This is a genomic window from Natronogracilivirga saccharolytica (assembly GCF_017921895.1).
Classification (GTDB): Bacteria; Bacteroidota; Rhodothermia; order Balneolales; family Natronogracilivirgulaceae; genus Natronogracilivirga; species Natronogracilivirga saccharolytica.
Genome location: NZ_JAFIDN010000001.1, coordinates 113,434 through 131,253, shown reverse-complemented (window position 1 = coordinate 131,253; position 17,820 = coordinate 113,434). Strand labels below are relative to the sequence as shown.

Here is a 17,820-nt window from a genome sequence, read left to right as displayed (position 1 = left end):
TGTACCATTTCCGGGGACTCATGAATGGTCTTTCTCATTTTCTGTCATTTATCTGACGTATGAATGAGTCCATGTCCCGGTTCCGGTGACCGTTACTTCCGTTTGAATGGCCATTACTGCCGTTGCCGTTGGTACCGTTGCCATTGCGGTAGCCGTTACCGGAATCATTGAATTTTCCGGAATACTGCTCATCAAATTCAATTTGTTCGGTTTCTTCCTCAAAGAAGAACTTGTCCTGACCAAATGCCGGCTTGAGGTCATTAAGCCAGACAGCATCCGGATTGTATTCGGCGAAAAACGGCCTGCCGGTCCATTCGGGATTGCGTCCCTGAAGGAACTGCAGTGTAAACACTTTTTCGCCGTTAATTTCACTGACACCAAGAACGTGAACTTTTCCGGGTCCGGCAGACATGCTCGGTCCCCGTACCGTTCTGGCTATTCCGCTTACCTGATTGAAAGCACCGCGGAATATGTTCCATGCTTCTTCAAGAGGAATGTCGAAGTGATGGCGGGCGCCCGTATCCCTGACGACGAACATATAATAGGGAATCATGCCCTGTTTGACCTGTTCTCGCCACATCTCAGCCCATACGTCGGAACTGTCATTGATATGACGCAGCAGGGGGGACTGGGTGCGGATTTGTGCACCGGTAGAACGGACCCTGCGGACAGCCTCCTTGTGTATATCGGTACTCATCTCGACAGGGTGGGAATAGTGCCCCATGAGTGCCAGATGAAGCCCTGAGTCTGTGACCTTGCGGAAAAGATCCAGCATTTCGCCGGAATCCTTGTCAGTTACAAACTTGTACGGCCAGTATGCCAGTCCTTTGGTTCCGATGCGGATGTTCCTCAGATTGGGCAGGTCGGCCTCTATGAGTGGTTCAATGTAGGAGGCAAGTACCCTGGGCTTCATGATCATGGGGTCGCCGCCGGTAAACAGAACATCAGTAACTTCGGGATGCTCTTTCAGATAGGCGACCAGTAGTTCTGCCTCCTTCATGGCAAACTTCAGTTCGTCGATCCCTACAAACTGAGGCCACCGGAAGCAAAATGTACAGTAAGAGTGGCAGGTTTGTCCCTGACTGGGGAAAAACAGAGCAGTTTCCTGATATTTGTGCTGCATTCCGGAAAGCGTTTCACATCCAAGCTGGGGTGTATTTTCGTCTTTCTGACCGGCCGGATGGGGATTGAGCTGCATCCGGATTTCGTTGGCGGTTTTTGTAATTTCTTCCCTGGAAGCTCCGCTCTTCAATACTTCGGCCATTTGGTCAAAATGGTGGGACTTCAGCATTGTTTTCTGCGGGAATGTAAGCTGGAACATGGGGTCTTCAGGGATATTGTCCCAGTTGATCAGCTCATTGATAACGTAATTGTTTACTTTGAAGGGTAATACGTTACCAACTACTTCAATAGCAAATCGAATTTCTTCGGGAAGACTCTGCACCTGCGGTATTTTCTCAAAATTTCTGAGATTATATGTTTTAAGCTTTGGTGCTTTCCCATCAATGAAGAATGTTTCGTTTGGTTTGAAATCGAAGTATGTCAATGCGACCTCCTTTTTCTGTTAGTAAAAAAACAGGGTTTGAGCCACTGATCCAACAAATGTTTCGCGGCACTGCTGCAATCAGACAATTCACCCTGTCAAGAGTTCTGGTATGTCGCCTGATAATGTTCGTCCAATGTAATAATCGGTACTTGGCGGCATCGTCCTTTTCAATGCTGCCGCAGGCTGACGCTGTGCGGAGTGTTGCATCAATCCGCCTATATGCCTGTTTTAACTGGGCATATAATTGCTGTTATATCCTACAAGTTAGTAAAAGTTTTTATTTTTGCAACCGGTCCGTGTAAAACTGCCCAGGACCTCTCTTTATTGTATATATTGAATTAATGTCCGTAATGTCCGGGCAAATCAGGCCCGGACATTTGAATCAGACATGCAATATACAAATTTATGGATAGTTTTCACTCGATAGTGTGATCCGTGTATTCGGTACGGCTTTGAACCTCACCGTCTGCATGGCTTTTTTGGTCATAAGCGACCCGGACACCATCTTTAAGTGTCCAGTTATCAAGAGTTAACGTCACATCAACATTTCTTCCCTGGTCAGGATCAAATCTGCTGTATTCCATTTTTACAGGAAGCTCAAGCTCAGGGTCAATGTGCAGTGTAACATCATAATCACCGGCAATGTAAAGGGTGAGAAGGTCTTCATTTTCACCGGAATCGATAAGCAAGGCTTCAAGCTGTGCAGCGTTCATGGCCAGATTCAGCGGATTCCTTTTCAGGTCATCCATCATGGATTCTACAGCGGACTCCGGAAGCCGCTGCTCCTGTCCGCCCATACGTACAACGCCGCTGCCCCCCGAGATGTCTATTTCCTGACTTCCCATCGGAGTTGATATCTGCAGGTTCATGTTTGCCGGGAATTGTGTCCGGGAAGTAATTTCAACAGCCATTTCTCCCTGCGGGGTCTGTATGTACTGACTTCCCTCCATGACGATGGCTTCGAATTCCGGTCTGTCATCGAGGATGGAAGAGGCCATTTTCTCAAGCCACATAGCTCCGGCTTCAGCATCACCTTCCACAGCAGCTCTTTCCGCTGCAGGACGTGGAATGGTTATATCAACTTCGGTGATATCGCCTATCTCTTCAAGCTGATCGTCAATCAGATCGCGGTTACCCACAATAAGCACTTTCATGTTTTCGGGCTGCAGATACTCATTCGCAACACGATGGATATCCTCTACCGTTACTTCCCGCACTTCTTCGATGTACTGTTCAAAGGCATCTTCAGGCAGTCCGAGGTTGTAGTTTTGCATCTGCTCGTTGAGAATTCGGGCATAGCTGTCATACCGGAAGATGATCCTGTTGAATATGCGGTCTTTGGTTTCCTCAAGTTCTGCTTCGGAAACTTTTTCTTCCTGAAGAAGTCTGATCTGCTCCATTGTGGCTTCCATTGCTTTTTTCGTAGATTCCGCGGCAGTACTGAGCCCGGCAAAAAAGACCCCGGGATAACGAACATTGCTTGAATAATTGCCATACACACCGTAAGCAAGACCCTGTTCGGTACGAACCCTCTGCATGAGCCGGCCGGAAAATCCTCCGCTGAGAATCTGGTTCATTACCTGCAATGCGGCATAATCCGGGTTGTCGCGGTACCCGCCGATATGCCCCATCCGGATCTGTGATTGATTCATATCGCCTTTGTGGGCAAAGTAATAGCCGTCTTCAAATTCGTAATCCACTTCAGGCATATCCATATCTACCGGAGTTCCCTCCTCAAATACGCCAAAAGCCTCTTTCAGCTGCTCCCGCACCGCTTCCGGATCAAAATCCCCGATGACGCCTACCATCATATTGCTTCCCTGGTAAGTTTCCGCATGAAAGGAGACAATGTCTTCACGTGTGATATTGGCAAGCGTCTCATATTCGATAATCCGGGCGTAAACAGACTCCGGCCCGTAAATCAGCTTGCGAAACTCCCTGGAGGCGACATTTGAGCCTTCTTCATTTCGACGCGAAATCGCTGTTTGCTGCTGGGTTTTGGCCAGATCCAGGCGTTCTTCCGGCAAAAGCGGGTTGTTGAGCCAGTCAGTGAACACAGGCAGCAATTCATGGAAGTCTTCCTGAAGAACATCCATCCGGGCTGATCCGGTTGCCAGACCAAAGCTGCTTTCCATGCTTGCAGCCCGGTTTTCCAGCAGTTCATTAAGCTCTTCTTCGGGATACTGTTCCGAGCCGCCTGATCGCAGAACGGTGCCGGTAAGCGAGGCTCTGCCTACCTTGTCGGTGGGATCCATCCAGGATCCGCCGTTAACAATGACCCGTACATTCACCAGCGGAAGCTCATCATCCTGAAGCAGGAAAAACTCGATGCCATTGTAAGTGAAGCGTTCTACCTCAGGTATGTTGAACTCTTTCAGTTCCGGAAAATCAAGGTGTTCATGCGGCCTTTGAAGCGTTTCACCCGTATTTCCGCAGGCAACTGCAAATATCAGAGTGATAAAAAGTAAGTTCAGTTTTTTCATTGTAACAATCCGGTTGCTGGTTTCGGTTAACGGGATGCCGTTTCGGAATCACGGGTTTGAATTGTGCCTACGGTGCGCATTTGCTTGACGAAATAGGTGTCAACCACACGCTGCAGGTCTTCCGGCGTAACTTTCTCCATTTCATCGAGATCAGTAAAAATGGACTGCCAGGTTCCCCGTTTCGCATGTGCCTGGGCAAAATTAAGAGCCATTCCCTGATTGGAGGCCAGACCTCGAATGGCTGAGGCACGTGCGTTGGTTCTGACTCTTTCTATTTCGCGCTCGGATATGTCTCCTTCCCTTATCCGGTCCAGCTCTTCATACACAGCCTCCTCGATCTCAGCCAGTTCAACACCCTGATTGGGCACAGCATAGATCAGAAACAGCCCGGGATACAGACTGCCCGGAAAGCCGTTTAAGCCACCGATCTGCAATGCCTTCTGTTCCTCGGTGACCATCCGGCGATAGAGTCTGGACGTGCGCCCTTCGAACAGCACACCGCTGAGAAGATCTATTGCAACGGCATCAGGATGATTCATGTCAACACTGTGATAGCCGATCATTAAAACGGGCTGACCGTCTTCTTCCATGACAAAGCGGCGCTCACCGCGCTGCTCAGGCTCAATAGTCATCACTTTCGGAGGAGATTCGGCTGATGGCATGTCTCCGAAATACCTCTCGGCATATGTTTTCATGCGGTCGGGGTCAACATCTCCTGCTATGGAAATGGTCATATTTGCTGGGACGTAATGCTTTTCATAAAAGTCCAGGGCGTCCTGAATGGTTACAGCCTCAATATCAGACGGCCATCCGATGGGGTGATGCTTGTAGGGAAAAGCGGAATAAGCGGTGGATATCAACTCTTCAATCAACCTCCCGAACGGAGAATTGTCGACACGGTCACGGCGCTCCTCCATTATGACATCCTTTTCAATGTAATATTCACGCATTACCGGATTCATGAACCGGTCTGCCTCAAGCGCAAACCAAAGTTCGGCCTTGTTTTCGGGCAGACTGTAAAAGAACGCTGTTTCATCGGCAGATACAAATGCGTTCAGGCCGGATGCTCCTTCACGCTCGACAATCTGGCTGAATTCATTGTTTACCACAAATTCACCGGCTTTTTCCTGAAGCTTTTCGAACCGGTCCCAAAGTTCTGAGAGTTTTTCTTCATCCGGGCTGGAACTGCGCGACTCCTTCAGCCAGGCAAGGTAGGCATCATCCATTTGATCAATAATGACCTTCTCCTCCTCCCAGTTTGTGGTTCCGATGGTGGTAGAGCCCTTGAAAGCCATGTGTTCAAAAACGTGGCTGAGGCCCGTCTGGCCAATTTGTTCATTAACCGATCCCACGCCTACATGGGTTACAAAACTGGCAACCGGTGCAACATCTCTTTCGATGATGATGAAATGGAGACCGTTGTCCAGGGTAAACTCGGTTACGTTCTGTTCGATGTTTTCGATGCTTTGAGCATGAAGCGTCGGTGCAAATGATACCGCAAAGAAAAATACGGATAGCATCAGTCCGGCCGCTTTCAGCTTCACAGATAAAAAAGATGAATGCGTCATGTTAGGGATGGTTTGGGTGAGAAATTAATAGCTTTACGTAAAAGGCCGACGGAAGATTCAGAGAATATATCAATTTCTGCCTATTACCTGATAAATAAAATGATTATCCATTTTGTGCTCGCCTCAAAACGGGCTTTTGGGGCTGTTTACAGAGGGATGCTGCCGGGCATGTGCAGTGCGGGGCCGGTGCAGAAATTTCCCGGAAAAAAAATCAGCAACCATCTGCATCGTGGTGGCGTATAGCATGTCAGGTAAAAGAGATTGACACTCTGACCGTACCTGAACCCGCACTTGCAGGGGTAAAATTGAATGCGGTCATTGTACTTCACTTCGTGACCTTCGGTTCATCCGACGACAAAATCCAAACAATTAAACACATGAAATGATCATGACCGGCTGAAATCCGGACACACATGAGCATGATTAAAAACGGTCATGGAATTACATCTGACCATATGAATCTAAAATCTTAAACAGATGAAACGCTTCTTAATATCAATAGCCATCATTGTCGCAGCTGCAGGAATAGCAGCCTGGGTTTTCTCAGGAGACAGCAGCAAAAACGAACAACCGGACAACAGCCTTAAGGTGGAAAAGGGCAGTCTGACATCACACGCCCTTGCTGTCGGGCAGATTGAGCCCCGGAATGAAATCGAAATAAAATCAAAGATTTCCGGTGTGGTGAACAGGGTTTACGCCGAAGCCGGTGATTATGTCCGCGAAGGTGATCCGCTTTTGGAAATTCGCCCTGATCCGACCCCGCTTGAACTTGCCGAAGCCAAGCGAAATGTTGAGCGGTCGGAAAACGCCCTGGAAAATCTTCAGCGGGAAATGTTCCGCACCGAAAAGCTCCGGGAAAGAGACATGGTGTCTGATCACGACTATCAGGAGCTCCAGCAGCGCAAACGTGATGCCGAAATCGATCTGCAGCTCAACAGGGAGCGTCTTGAACTTCTGGAATCCGGACGCATCATGATCGGCGAAACACTCATCGAAAGTGTGATCAAAGCACCTGCAAATGGCTTCATTCTTGAAAAATCGGTTGACATCGGGGATCCCATTGTGCCTCTGACATCCTATCAGGCCGGTACCGTGTTAATGAGCCTTGCCTGTATGGAGGATCTGATCTTCAAAGGTACCGTTGATGAAATTGACGTCGGCAAGATGGAGGAAGGCATGGCCGCAGATATCCGTATCGGTGCCCTTCCGGATGCCAAAGTCAAAGGTGAGCTTTCAAAAATTTCACTTAAGGCGGTAAAACGTGATAACAGCACCGTCTTTCCGGTGGAAATCAGGATAACAGATCCTGGCGGATACAATTTGCGAGCCGGTTATTCGGCTAATGCCAATGTGATCATTGATCACAGAGAAGATGTGCTGACTGTTCCGGAACGGATTGTGACTTACAACGACGACAAAACCACGGTGTATGTTCCGGGCCGGGGAGAGGGTGGCCGTGAAGAAAGAGAGATCAGGGTTGGTCTCAGTGATGCCATCAATGTCGAAGTCATAGAAGGGCTTGAAGAGGGTGAAACCGTACTTGAGAAACCGGTTCGCAATCTGGCTTCAAAATGATGCAGCAAGGCCCGGATCGGGTACGATGCAGTAATGCCGGAATTCGGTCACGGATACATTGCAGGAGAAAAGTATGTCATTCACATTACCACGGTTTCAGTTCACAATAATACCAATATCCCGTTAACATGAGTTTTTTCAAGGACTTTTTCCAGATGATAAAAAATCAGCGTCTCAGGACATTCATGACGCTGTTCGGAATTGTCTGGGGTACGGCGACTTTGATCATTCTTCTGGCATTCGGAATGGGTTTCCGCGATCAGATGACGCTCAACATGCGGGGCATGGGTGATGAAATCATGCTTGTCTTCGGTTCACAGACAACCAAACCATATCAGGGGTACGGTATCGGCAGGCAGATTCGCTTTCGCGAAAGTGATGCCTGGAGCCTCAAGCAGAATATTCCGCAGATATCGGAAATCGCCCCGGAATATACGACATCTGCATCCGAGCTCCGCCGCGGTGACCGGCGCAACTCACCGCACCTGACCGGTATACCTGAGAATTACGGAAAAATGCGGAATATATTTGCACAGGAAGGCGGCCGATGGATCAATGATCGTGATCTCCGGGAACAGCGCAGGGTTATTTTTCTCGGTGACAAGCTCAAGGAGCTGCTTTTTGACGATGAAGATGCCATTGGTCAGAAGGTTTATGTGAATCACACGCCCTTCACGGTAATCGGGGTGATGCAGCCAAAATCTCAGAACTCATCGTATAACCAGCGTGATCAAGACCGGGCTTTTATTCCGATGACCACCTTTTCCACTCTTTTCGGTACGGATATCCTCAACAATATCGTGCTTCAGGTTGAGGATCCCAGGTACAGTACACATGTTAAAAACGCCATTGAGAAACACATGGCACACCGCCACCGGTTTGACCCCGAAGACACGGACTCCATCCTCATATGGGATACCGGTGAATTCTGGTCTTTTATCACCTACTTTTTTCTCGGATTCAACATATTCATGGGAGTTATCGGGTTTGTGACACTTGCTGTCGGCGGCATCGGAGTGGCCAACATCATGTTTGTTGCCGTCCAGGAACGCATGAAGGAAATCGGAATACGACGGTCGGTAGGTGCCAGACGCAGCTCCATCCTCTCACACTTTTTCGGCGAAACATTTTTGCTGATCGGAATCGGGGCACTGGCAGGCTATCTGATCGGATGGGGCATTGTCGGGGCCATGCAGTTTATCCCGATCAAGGAGTTTGTGGGTACACCCCAGTTCACTCCCGGAGTCGGACTGGTTGCTTTCGCCGTGCTGACCGTCATCGGTCTTGCGGCAGGCTGGATGCCGGCTTTCCGCGCCTCACGCCTGAATGTAATTGAATGTCTTAAATAAGAGAATACCATGATAGGCAATCTTGTCAGCGAATTTTTACAGGATATACGGAAACAGAAACTCCGTACCGGACTCACCATAATTGCAATCTGCTGGGGAACCATCGCTGTAATTACCCTGCTGGCATTCGGTGAAGGACTCAGCCAGCGAATGATGGAAGGTTTGAGAGGCGGGGGCAATCAGGTCATGATGTTTTACGGCAATCAGACCAGCAAGTCTTTTGAAGGCCTGGATGTTGGCCGGCGTATTCGTTTTCATGAGGATGATATCGAACTGCTGAGGCGTTCGGTTCCTGAAATTGAAATTGTTTCTGCCCAGTACGGACGAAGTGTCGGGTTGCGTTCTGATTTCGAGAATACCAATACGCATATGGAAGGTGTGGATGCCGGTTTTGATGAAATGCGGTCGATGTATCCGGTGGCCGGTGGCCGGTTTATCAACCAGCGCGACGTAAACGAGCGGAGGCGTGTGGTTTTTCTGGGTGATGAAATCGCATCTCAGCTTTTTCCGGAAGGGGATGCGGTCGGAAGCAACATTATGATTGACAATAACACCTTTACTGTCATAGGGGTGATGCAGGAAAAAATGCAGATGGCCATGAGTCACGGACCGGATGCCAGACGAGCTGTCATACCGCATACTACCTTCCGGCAGATTTACAACCCGGGCCAGCTCGGATCCATACTCATCAGGCCGGCAGACCCGGCTTATCAGCAGCGTGTGGAGAGCAGAGTCAGGGAGATAATGGCACGCAAGTACCGGTTTCATGCAGATGATGAGCAGGCAATCGGAGTATGGGACTTCATTGAGGCGGAAAGAGTGCAGAATCAGGTAAGTACCGGTGTCAAAATATTCCTTTTCATTGTGGGCTTTTTTACACTGCTTATTGCCGGCGTCGGTGTAGCCAATATTATGTATGTGGTTGTTAAGGAACGAACACGCGAAATCGGAGTTAAAAAGGCGATCGGGGCAAAAAACAAGCACATTATTTCGCAGTTTATATTTGAAGCACTGTTCATTTGTCTGATCGGGGGTGTCATTGGTGTGCTTTTTTCTGCCGGACTCATACTGGGAGTGCAAAGTCTTAACCTGGAAGGGGATGTCGCCGCGTTTCTCGGTAATCCGGTGATTTCCCTGGAATCCATGGCTATGACAAGTGGTGTCCTCACAGTAATCGGTCTGGCTGCCGGTGTTTTTCCGGCAAGGCGTGCCGCACTGGTCAATCCGGTCGAATCACTTCGCTATGAATGACGTAAACAGCCTTGGCGAACATTCTGTGACCTGATGTTTACGGGCCGGAGCCGGGGATTGGAAACAGGATTGGCATCCGTTATTGCTTCCTTCCGGAAGTGTTCTTATTGTAGGTCGGTCTTTGTTGCTGAAACTTCACCAGAGGTAGCAACCAAAGGGTGTTGTTTACATTCAATCCCAGAGTCCCCACACTGTAAAATCATGCAGTTTGATTTAAATAAACCGGTTCTGGCCATAGAAACAGCTACGCCAGTCTGCTCCGTTTCCATGAGGCTTCCGGACGGAAACGTATTCGAGGAACGCACCGAAGGAAAGGGCGTGCATTCAGATTGGACATTTGTTTTCATACAGAGTCTGCTCGACCGGGGAAAGCTCCGGGCGGGTGATCTGGGCGGGGTGCTGATCAGTTCGGGTCCCGGTTCTTTTACAGGACTCAGGGTAGCAAGCAGCGCTGTCAAGGGGCTGTTGTTTGACCTTGATATTCCTCTTTTTGCATGTAATACCCTTGCGGGAATAGCGGCAGGCGTCTGGTGCCGCCACTTTTCTGATGACGGTGACTTCAGACAAACCGACCCGCTGACCGTCCACACCGTTATTGATGCGAGACGCAACCACCTGTATCACCAGTCCTGGAAGGTTTCTTCTGACGGGATAACTCCTGAAAACACTGCAGAGGCGCGATCTCTTGATGAACTGCTCCCCGTTTGCATTGAGAATCCGAACTTTTTCGGCACCGGTCTGGACAGAATGGAACAACTTATTGATTCACAGCAGGGCAAGGGAAAGCTGCTTCCTTATTTGAATGATCTGGAGGTGATATCTGCCCGGAATTATTTCTATTTCATGGATTCTCCTCAATTCAGGGATTTCGCCCTAAAAGAACATGCGGGTGCATCTGTCTTTGAGTCGCTTGTGAAAATGGTTGATCCTGCCTCATTTGAACCGCATTATTATTCATAGGGGGGGATTACCGGCACCGGCTGTCTTCTGATCGGAATTTGAGTCCCGCCGGCTTTGTTAACAAGTTAAAACAGAGTTTTCCTTAATACATTATTCCGATCCTATGGCAACAATGGCAGTGAGGTATGCGGTTCTGGTTTTGGCTCTGTGCTACGGTTGCAATACAAATGGCGAAATTGAGGACAGCTCCATTTCTGACGCAACGGAATCCGGTACGAAAAATGAGGAAACCGGAGAGCTGACCGGTAGAACCCCGCACAACTTCAGAGAAATCCTGCCGGATGAGCTGGCTTCTGAGGCAGCTGAAATTCCGGGAATCACTTCCTTTATCCTGTTTCAGAACGGACAAAAGGTTGTCAAGTACTTTTCCGGAACTATGGGTCCGGACAGCGCAGTCAATATCAAGTCTGCCTCCAAAAGCATAATGTCAGCTCTGATCGGAATTGCCATTGAAGAAGGCTACATCAACTCGCCGGATGACCGGGTGGAAAAATACATCCCCGGGTATTTTGAGAATCTCGATGAGCCTGAAAAATCTGCAATAACCATCCGCCATTTGCTGACCATGTCCAGTGGTTTGGAATCCACAAGCTTCCGTAATTACGGTTCCTGGGTCAATTCAAATGACTGGGTTGCCCATAAACTGAACGGGCCGCTGAATCATAATCCCGGTGAACACATGCGCTACAGTACGGGTGACACCCATCTGCTGTCCGTGGTATTGGCTGCGGCATCGGGTATGAGTGCCCGCAGATTTGCCCAAACCTATTTGTTTGATCCGATAAATCAGAATATTAAAGGATGGGACCGTGATCCCTCCGGCTATTATTTCGGAGGCAACAATATGTCGGTCAGCCCTGAGGCTTTGCTGAAATTCGGAAGGTTGTATCTCGAAGGCGGAAGTTTTGAAGGAAAGTCTGTTATTCCGCCGGACTGGTTAGAGGAATCATTTACTGTCTATTTCGATGATACAAGTTACAACTACCGGGATCACGACTACGGGTTGCTTTGGTGGAGAAATGAATTTCAGGGATATGAAAGCTGGTTTGCCTGGGGTTACGGAGGGCAGTACCTTTTTGTGCTTCCGGACCTTGATGCTCTTGCAGTATTTACAAGTAATCCGGAATCCAGGGCTGCTGAAAGAAATGACCGCATTTACGAGGTAATGGAAAATATGACAATACCCCTGCTTTACCAGAATAAACAGGGATTCTGATGGTCCGGCTAAAGAAAATGACCCAAATATTCGCAACAAATTTCCAGGAACCGTATTATTGGAGTCGGTGTCACCGGATTTCAGTGTTTACGAGAAGAGCTGAATCAGGGCTGCTTGAATCGCCGGGACACTCTGACGTATCTTGTTGATCACCATTCTTGTTCCACCCGGACCGGGAAATGATAATGGGCCTGATAAACTGACTTGAAACAATCGAAAATATGAGCTGGTTCGAACGAAAAGGAATCAATATAGTTACCAAATCTCCGAAAGAGATGCCTGAAGGTATATGGGTGAAGGTTCCCGCCACAGGTGAGACCATTCACCGGCGTGAGCTGGAGGAAAACTGCTGGGTCGATCCGGTGAGCGGCTATCATTTCCCAATCGGCAGTGAGGAGTACTTTCATTTGCTTTTTGACGGTGGCAAGTACAGTGAGCTCGGTCAACACATTCAGCCCGTCGATCCGCTTGCTTTTGAAGACCGCAAGAAGTACAACAAGCGTTTGAAAGATACCCAGAAGAAGACCGGATTGAGTGACGCTGTCAGGGTTGGAACGGGAAAACTGCGCGAAAAGAATGTTGTTGTAGCCTGTATGGATTTCCGTTTTATTGGTGGCAGCATGGGATCGGTTGTTGGAGAGCGCATTGGTCTGGCAATTGATCATGCAAGAGAAAAAAAGAAACCTCTGATAATTATTTCACAGTCCGGAGGCGCCCGCATGATGGAGAGTGTGCTCAGTCTCATGCAAATGGCGAAAACATCCGCCAAGCTTGGCCTTCTGCATGAAGAAAAAGTGCCTTACATATCGGTTATGACTAACCCAACCACCGGGGGGGTAACGGCCAGTTTTGCCATGCTTGGAGATTTCAATATTGCGGAACCCGGAGCACTGATCGGCTTTGCCGGACCCAGAGTCATCCGGCAAACCATCGGACGCGATTTACCCGATGGGTTTCAAACCTCGGAGTATCTGCTTGAGCATGGTTTTCTTGACTTTATTGTTTCCCGGAATAAAATGAAACGGCGCCTTTCCCGTCTGCTCAAAATACTGGCGCATGATATGAAGTAACAGCGGCATCTGACCGTGCAGCTCATAGGACTATTTACGAGATATTAGTTGTTTCCATGTTTTACCGCCTGCCTGAAACAACTTGATGTAATTATGCCATCAGTCGGAGCTTTATTAAGATTATATAATTAAGAGATATTAATAAAGCTCCGATAATGAGAGTAGCTTCCGGACTTATTGAAGCGGCACAGATAAAAGTAGCGGAACTATTATTAAAAAATCTTAATTTATAATGGTAAATATTAATTTTTTCTAATATATTCGGATTCATCCTTGCTGGTCGTGGCTAATGCACTCATTATGAAAGGGTTATTGACGATATTATTACTGGCAGTGATATGGCACCCGGGAACACTGAATGCCAATGGTGGCGGGAGTGCATCAGCAGTAATGAATGTAAGTGTTGAAGCCGTTGAGCCATCACTTATTCAGGTCGAGAGAGGGTTTGTCAGGGAGCTGGCCGGCAATCCGGGGGACAAACTGAAAATATCAAGTGAAGAAGGGGCAAGATTCATGATTTCGTCGCACCCCGAATCGCATATGTCGATATCTGTCACAGGCGGGAACGAGCTTAATGATGGAAATGGCCGTTCTGTTACTTTTACCCCTCAGATCAGTCTAAGCAATGATGTTTCTGAAAATTCACAGGTTGAGCTTAACGGAGCAGAGCGGCTTGTTGAGTTTACTGAAAATGGCAGAGACACCTACAGGTCAGTTCAGTTTGTTGATTTGTACGGAATGATTGATTTAAACGGTTATGATGAGGGTAACTTCTCGGCCACATACACCGTAAGAGCAGAGCATTATTGAATGTTGCGCATCTGCTGACCGCACAAATCCAAAAGAGACCGGCGCTTATCCACTGTTGATATTCCCATCCTGATTGACTGAGTTTCAGGTTGCTGAAGCCGGGCCGAAGTATGATTAATCAATTCTAACTGATTATCACGGTCATTAATCCTTATTATTCGGGTAATTAACAGCAATCAAAATCACGTCTGAAAGAGTTCAGGAAAAAGAACTGATGTCCATAGTGGCTAAATACCGGTCTGACAGATTAGCAATGGTACTGATGTACGTGGTGGTATTTTGTGCTATTGCCTTGTTTGGTCAGATAGCTGATGCAGATGCACGGTACAGCCAGCAGGAAAGCATCAACCGCATATTCGTGGATCTTCAGGCCACAGGAACCGGTACCGGTGACAGCTGGCAGAATGCAATGACGTCACTTCAGGATGCACTGGATGCCGCCTCTGAAGGATCGGAAATATGGGTTGCCGCCGGCACCTATCTTCCGGAAAGGAAAGCAGGAGGAGATGATTCCCGGTACAAGACGTTCCAGCTGGGCAAGGGCGTCCGGATATACGGCGGTTTCGAGGGAATAGAAGATCCTGCAACATTCGATCTCCGTGACCGGGACTTCAGTGCCAATGAAACCATACTCAGCGGTGACCTGAACCAGGATGATACTCCGGGGGATTTCTCTGTCAACCGGTCAGATAATGTTCTGCGGGTTATTTATCATCCTGATACAAAAGAGCTTGACAGCGGGGCAGTTCTGGATGGATTTACCATCCGCGGAGGGCATGCCGATTTACAGGGTGAAGATCAGCTGGGGATGCCCCGAAACAAGGGCGGAGGAATTTTTCACTCCGGCAAAAGCCGGAACGGTTCCGGCAGCGGGCCTGTCTTCAGAAATATCACAGTGACCGACAATTATGCAGGCGGTTGGGGCGGCGGAATCCACATAACCGATGCCGGCCATTTGGAAATGGTAAATATCATTATTTCCGGGAACAAGGCCCGGGAATTCGGTGCGGGAATGAATGTCAGTCAATCTGAGCTTCTGATGGTCAACGGCCTGATAACCGGAAACAAACTCAGCGGATCGGATGCAAGTGGTGGCGGTGCCCGGTTTTCTGATATTGCTGACGGGCTTCAGGCCACACTGATCAACGTGACTGTTTCCGGCAACTATTCAAGCGGTGATGCCGGCGGGCTGATCCATGTCACCGGTTCAGAATCAGGAACCGACAAAGGAGAACTTAAGATCCTGAACTCCATCATACTTGGAAATAAAGCGGAAGATGGTGATCACGATCTGATTGCCAAGGGCCCGCTGACCAAAATGATTGTTGATTATTCTGCTTATTCAGCATCTGTTTCAAGGGACGGTGCTACAATTTTTTCCACCAATCCCAAAATGGGGATCTCGGCGTCAGATATTTTTATGCAGCATATTGATCCGCTTGCCGATAATACCCCAAACTCGGACGGCAACTATCGTCTGACTGAGGGGGCACCGGTAATCGACTCCGGTATCAATGAACCGTTTGAAAGCGGCGGCATTGCTGAACACATCACCAGGGATCTCGACGGAAATATCCGGATTCAGGACGGTACGGACGACGGCGAGGCGGTAGTAGATATGGGAGCATATGAATTCCCGGGAATTGAAATTGTAGTTTACTACAGCCGGCAAAGCGGGAAATGGCAGTCAGCTGACTCCTGGACGCTCGATGCCTCGCATGAAGGGGATCCGGCTGACACACCGCCGCAGCGCAATGACAAAGTTGAAATTGCCGCAGATCATGTCATCCGGCTGGAGGATAATGTAGAAAACGACCAGCGGATATCTTTAAAAAACACCGGTGCGCTTGAAACCGGTATACACTATCTCAAAGGATCGGGAAGTTTTGTGCTTGAAGCGGGAGGAAAACTGAAAATCGGCTCCGGCGATGGCATTACATTATCGGAAAATGCCGGTGCCGTCAGGATGGCAGCGCGATCATTCAGCACCCGGGCCCACTACGTCTATAACGGGCAAGTTCCCCAGGAAACGGGATCAGGTCTGCCTGTATATACGGCCACTTTTACCATCGACAATCCTCAGGGTGTTGAAGTCACATCGGATCTTGTAACTACCGAAAACCTCCTGCTTCTTGAGGGCGTGCTGACGATCCGTTCCGGCAACAATCTCGTCGCCAATGACAAAACCATTCCTGACAAGAACGCAGGTTCTCTTCGCTTTCTCAGAAATATATCAGGCAGCAAAGGATGGCGGCTGGTATCATCGCCTGTTGAAACCGAATTCAGTGACTTCACCCGGGGTCCTGATTTTGAAGACAACGGAAAGCGAATTGTAACACAAGGTTTTGCGGGATCAGACTACCCAGACCAGATGCCCAATATCCTGTACTTCAAAGAAGATACACCCGGAGATACCGTAACCACCAATATGGGATGGCGAACCCTGCACAGCGAGCAGGATAAACTGGTTCCGGGCAGGGGATATTTTGTATACGTATTTGATGGTGCCGGAGGGTTGTCCGGCGATGGTGTCGGGTCTGAGAGAGATGACAAGCTCCCGTTCGAAATATCTGCATCCGGACAGGAAAACGAGCCGTTTGACAGTCCGTTCGGTGATGATGATAATTATTTTGAGTTTGATGTCAGTTACACGGCAAGAAAAATGAATTCGGATGATCAGGGCTGGAACCTGATAGGCAATCCATTTGGTGCAACACTGGACTGGGACGCTGACGGCTGGGTAAAAAACGATATGCATCGGGCCGTTTACATTTGGGATCCTTCCGGAAATAACGGGCGGGGTGAATATCGCTACTGGAATGGCATCACCGGCAATACCGGATCAGGCGGCGGTTCAGGTGACGGATCTGCAACGTTTTCGGAGCTGGAAAAGGGTAAAATAGCTCCGTTTCAGGCCTTCTGGGTCAAGGCGGAATCAGAGGATGCGGAACTGAAGGTTTCGGCAGATGCCAAAACTACCGGAGGCAGGTTTTTGGGCAAGCAGGTACCACCCGGTGCATTGGCACAGAATTCAGATAAAGGGTCATCATCATTGTCTGAAAATGAAGCAGAAGTTATGGATCTGCAGCTTGAGCACAGTGAGTCGGATAGCAGGGCACAGGCTCAGCTGATGTTTTCCGGGTTGGGATCTGTCGGGAAAGATATGTATGACACTTACCGGCTCATTCCGCTTTCTGATGATCATGTATCCTTGTTCTCCTATCGTGGTGACGGCACTCAGTTGTCTGTGAACAGTCTGCCGGACCAGTTTGAGGAATCCGCAAAAATCCCGGTTGATGCTTTTGGTGTTTCTTCAGGAATGCCGCTCAATGGTGAAGCGAAACTCTACTGGAACATTCCCGGTAACCTGTCAGATAACCATTCAGTATGGCTGGTTGATCGCAAAACAGGTGAACGGGTTAACATGAGAGAGCAGTCCGCCTATGATTTCATCCTTGAGTCTTCACAGCACCTGAAATCCAAAAAGGCAGACCTCGGGTCTCAAGTTGAAATACGTAAAGGCGGTTCAGCCGGAACTGCCGATGTGATGAAAGAGGTTAACCGGCCGGGCAAGCCGTTGCAGCTAAAACGAAGTGCAGGCAAGAATGACAGCAGGTTTTATATAGATATTCAATTGCTGAATAAGGCTGAGGAGTCAGAGGAGAGTGTTCCTGACGGCATTACCCTGAAACAGAACTATCCCAACCCCTTTAATCCGGCAACCACAATAACTTTTGGCGTCAGGGAAGAGTCACATGTACGCCTGGTCATTTATGATGTCATGGGCAGGAAAGTTGCTGTGCTGGCTGATGGCATGTATGAACGTGGAATGCATGAGCTTATCTGGGATGCCGGACGAGTGGCGAGCGGCACATATATATACCGGCTAGTTGCCGGCAATGAGGTTCGCAGCAGAAAAATGATGCTGGTAAAATAAATCCATGGTTGAAAATGCAGCTTGTTTCTGTAACATATAACTCCAGAGTTTTTGC

Annotated in this window: 12 protein-coding genes; 9 read left to right on the top strand and 3 right to left on the bottom strand. The window is 48.7% G+C overall.

Annotated features, from left to right (window positions below; translation table 11 throughout):
* Window positions 1–34 precede the first annotated feature (34 nt).
* From NATSA_RS00520 to NATSA_RS00510, 3 genes are all read right to left on the bottom strand, one after another.
* Window positions 35–1,546 carry a KamA family radical SAM protein gene (locus tag NATSA_RS00520; RefSeq protein WP_210509371.1) on the bottom strand — a complete coding sequence of 504 codons (1,512 nt, stop codon included), beginning with the start codon at window positions 1,544–1,546 and terminating at the stop codon, window positions 35–37.
* A gap of 416 nt (window positions 1,547–1,962) precedes the next feature.
* A complete protein-coding gene (locus NATSA_RS00515) occupies window positions 1,963–4,029 on the bottom strand; it encodes a M16 family metallopeptidase (protein WP_210509370.1) in 2,067 nt (688 codons plus the stop codon).
* 26 nt (window positions 4,030–4,055) lie between these two features.
* On the bottom strand, window positions 4,056–5,597 hold the full coding sequence (locus tag NATSA_RS00510; RefSeq protein WP_210509369.1) for a M16 family metallopeptidase: 1,542 nt from the start codon (window positions 5,595–5,597) through the stop codon (window positions 4,056–4,058).
* Between the two features lie 12 nt (window positions 5,598–5,609).
* Here NATSA_RS00510 and NATSA_RS00505 point away from each other — a divergent pair, with 12 nt between their 5' ends.
* The 9 genes from NATSA_RS00505 (at window position 5,610) to NATSA_RS00465 (ending at window position 17,765) form a co-directional block, all read left to right on the top strand.
* A complete protein-coding gene (locus NATSA_RS00505; protein WP_210509368.1) occupies window positions 5,610–5,840 on the top strand; it encodes a hypothetical protein in 231 nt (76 codons plus the stop codon).
* Between the two features lie 234 nt (window positions 5,841–6,074).
* Window positions 6,075–7,172, top strand: coding sequence for an efflux RND transporter periplasmic adaptor subunit (locus tag NATSA_RS00500; RefSeq protein ID WP_210509367.1), 1,098 nt, complete (start codon window positions 6,075–6,077; stop codon window positions 7,170–7,172).
* 128 nt (window positions 7,173–7,300) lie between these two features.
* On the top strand, window positions 7,301–8,521 hold the full coding sequence (locus NATSA_RS00495; RefSeq protein ID WP_210509366.1) for an ABC transporter permease: 1,221 nt from the start codon (window positions 7,301–7,303) through the stop codon (window positions 8,519–8,521).
* Window positions 8,522–8,530: 9 nt separating this feature from the next.
* A complete protein-coding gene (locus tag NATSA_RS00490; RefSeq protein WP_210509365.1) occupies window positions 8,531–9,772 on the top strand; it encodes an ABC transporter permease in 1,242 nt (413 codons plus the stop codon).
* Between the two features lie 201 nt (window positions 9,773–9,973).
* On the top strand, window positions 9,974–10,732 hold the full coding sequence (gene tsaB, locus NATSA_RS00485) for a tRNA (adenosine(37)-N6)-threonylcarbamoyltransferase complex dimerization subunit type 1 TsaB (RefSeq protein WP_210509364.1): 759 nt from the start codon (window positions 9,974–9,976) through the stop codon (window positions 10,730–10,732).
* A gap of 103 nt (window positions 10,733–10,835) precedes the next feature.
* On the top strand, window positions 10,836–11,948 hold the full coding sequence (locus tag NATSA_RS00480) for a serine hydrolase domain-containing protein (RefSeq protein WP_210509363.1): 1,113 nt from the start codon (window positions 10,836–10,838) through the stop codon (window positions 11,946–11,948).
* Between the two features lie 221 nt (window positions 11,949–12,169).
* A complete protein-coding gene (accD, locus tag NATSA_RS00475) occupies window positions 12,170–13,018 on the top strand; it encodes an acetyl-CoA carboxylase, carboxyltransferase subunit beta (RefSeq protein ID WP_210509362.1) in 849 nt (282 codons plus the stop codon).
* 300 nt (window positions 13,019–13,318) lie between these two features.
* Window positions 13,319–13,828: a hypothetical protein gene (locus tag NATSA_RS00470; RefSeq protein WP_210509361.1), complete on the top strand. Its 510-nt coding sequence runs from the start codon at window positions 13,319–13,321 to the stop codon at window positions 13,826–13,828.
* A 253-nt stretch (window positions 13,829–14,081) separates the two neighbouring features.
* On the top strand, window positions 14,082–17,765 hold the full coding sequence (locus NATSA_RS00465; protein ID WP_210509360.1) for a T9SS type A sorting domain-containing protein: 3,684 nt from the start codon (window positions 14,082–14,084) through the stop codon (window positions 17,763–17,765).
* Window positions 17,766–17,820: the final 55 nt, after the last annotated feature.

Excerpts from the sequence above, each read along its gene's own strand:
- NATSA_RS00515 (WP_210509370.1), bottom strand. The coding sequence starts at position 4,029 with ATGAAAAAACTGAACTTACTTTTTATCACTCTGATATTTGCAGTTGCC.
- NATSA_RS00510 (WP_210509369.1), bottom strand. The coding sequence starts at position 5,597 with ATGACGCATTCATCTTTTTTATCTGTGAAGCTGAAAGCGGCCGGACTG.
- NATSA_RS00500 (WP_210509367.1), top strand. The coding sequence starts at position 6,075 with ATGAAACGCTTCTTAATATCAATAGCCATCATTGTCGCAGCTGCAGGA.
- NATSA_RS00495 (WP_210509366.1), top strand. The coding sequence starts at position 7,301 with ATGAGTTTTTTCAAGGACTTTTTCCAGATGATAAAAAATCAGCGTCTC.
- NATSA_RS00490 (WP_210509365.1), top strand. The coding sequence starts at position 8,531 with ATGATAGGCAATCTTGTCAGCGAATTTTTACAGGATATACGGAAACAG.
- tsaB (WP_210509364.1), top strand. The coding sequence starts at position 9,974 with ATGCAGTTTGATTTAAATAAACCGGTTCTGGCCATAGAAACAGCTACG.
- NATSA_RS00480 (WP_210509363.1), top strand. The coding sequence starts at position 10,836 with ATGGCAACAATGGCAGTGAGGTATGCGGTTCTGGTTTTGGCTCTGTGC.
- accD (WP_210509362.1), top strand. The coding sequence starts at position 12,170 with ATGAGCTGGTTCGAACGAAAAGGAATCAATATAGTTACCAAATCTCCG.
- NATSA_RS00470 (WP_210509361.1), top strand. The coding sequence starts at position 13,319 with ATGAAAGGGTTATTGACGATATTATTACTGGCAGTGATATGGCACCCG.
- NATSA_RS00465 (WP_210509360.1), top strand. The coding sequence starts at position 14,082 with ATGGTACTGATGTACGTGGTGGTATTTTGTGCTATTGCCTTGTTTGGT.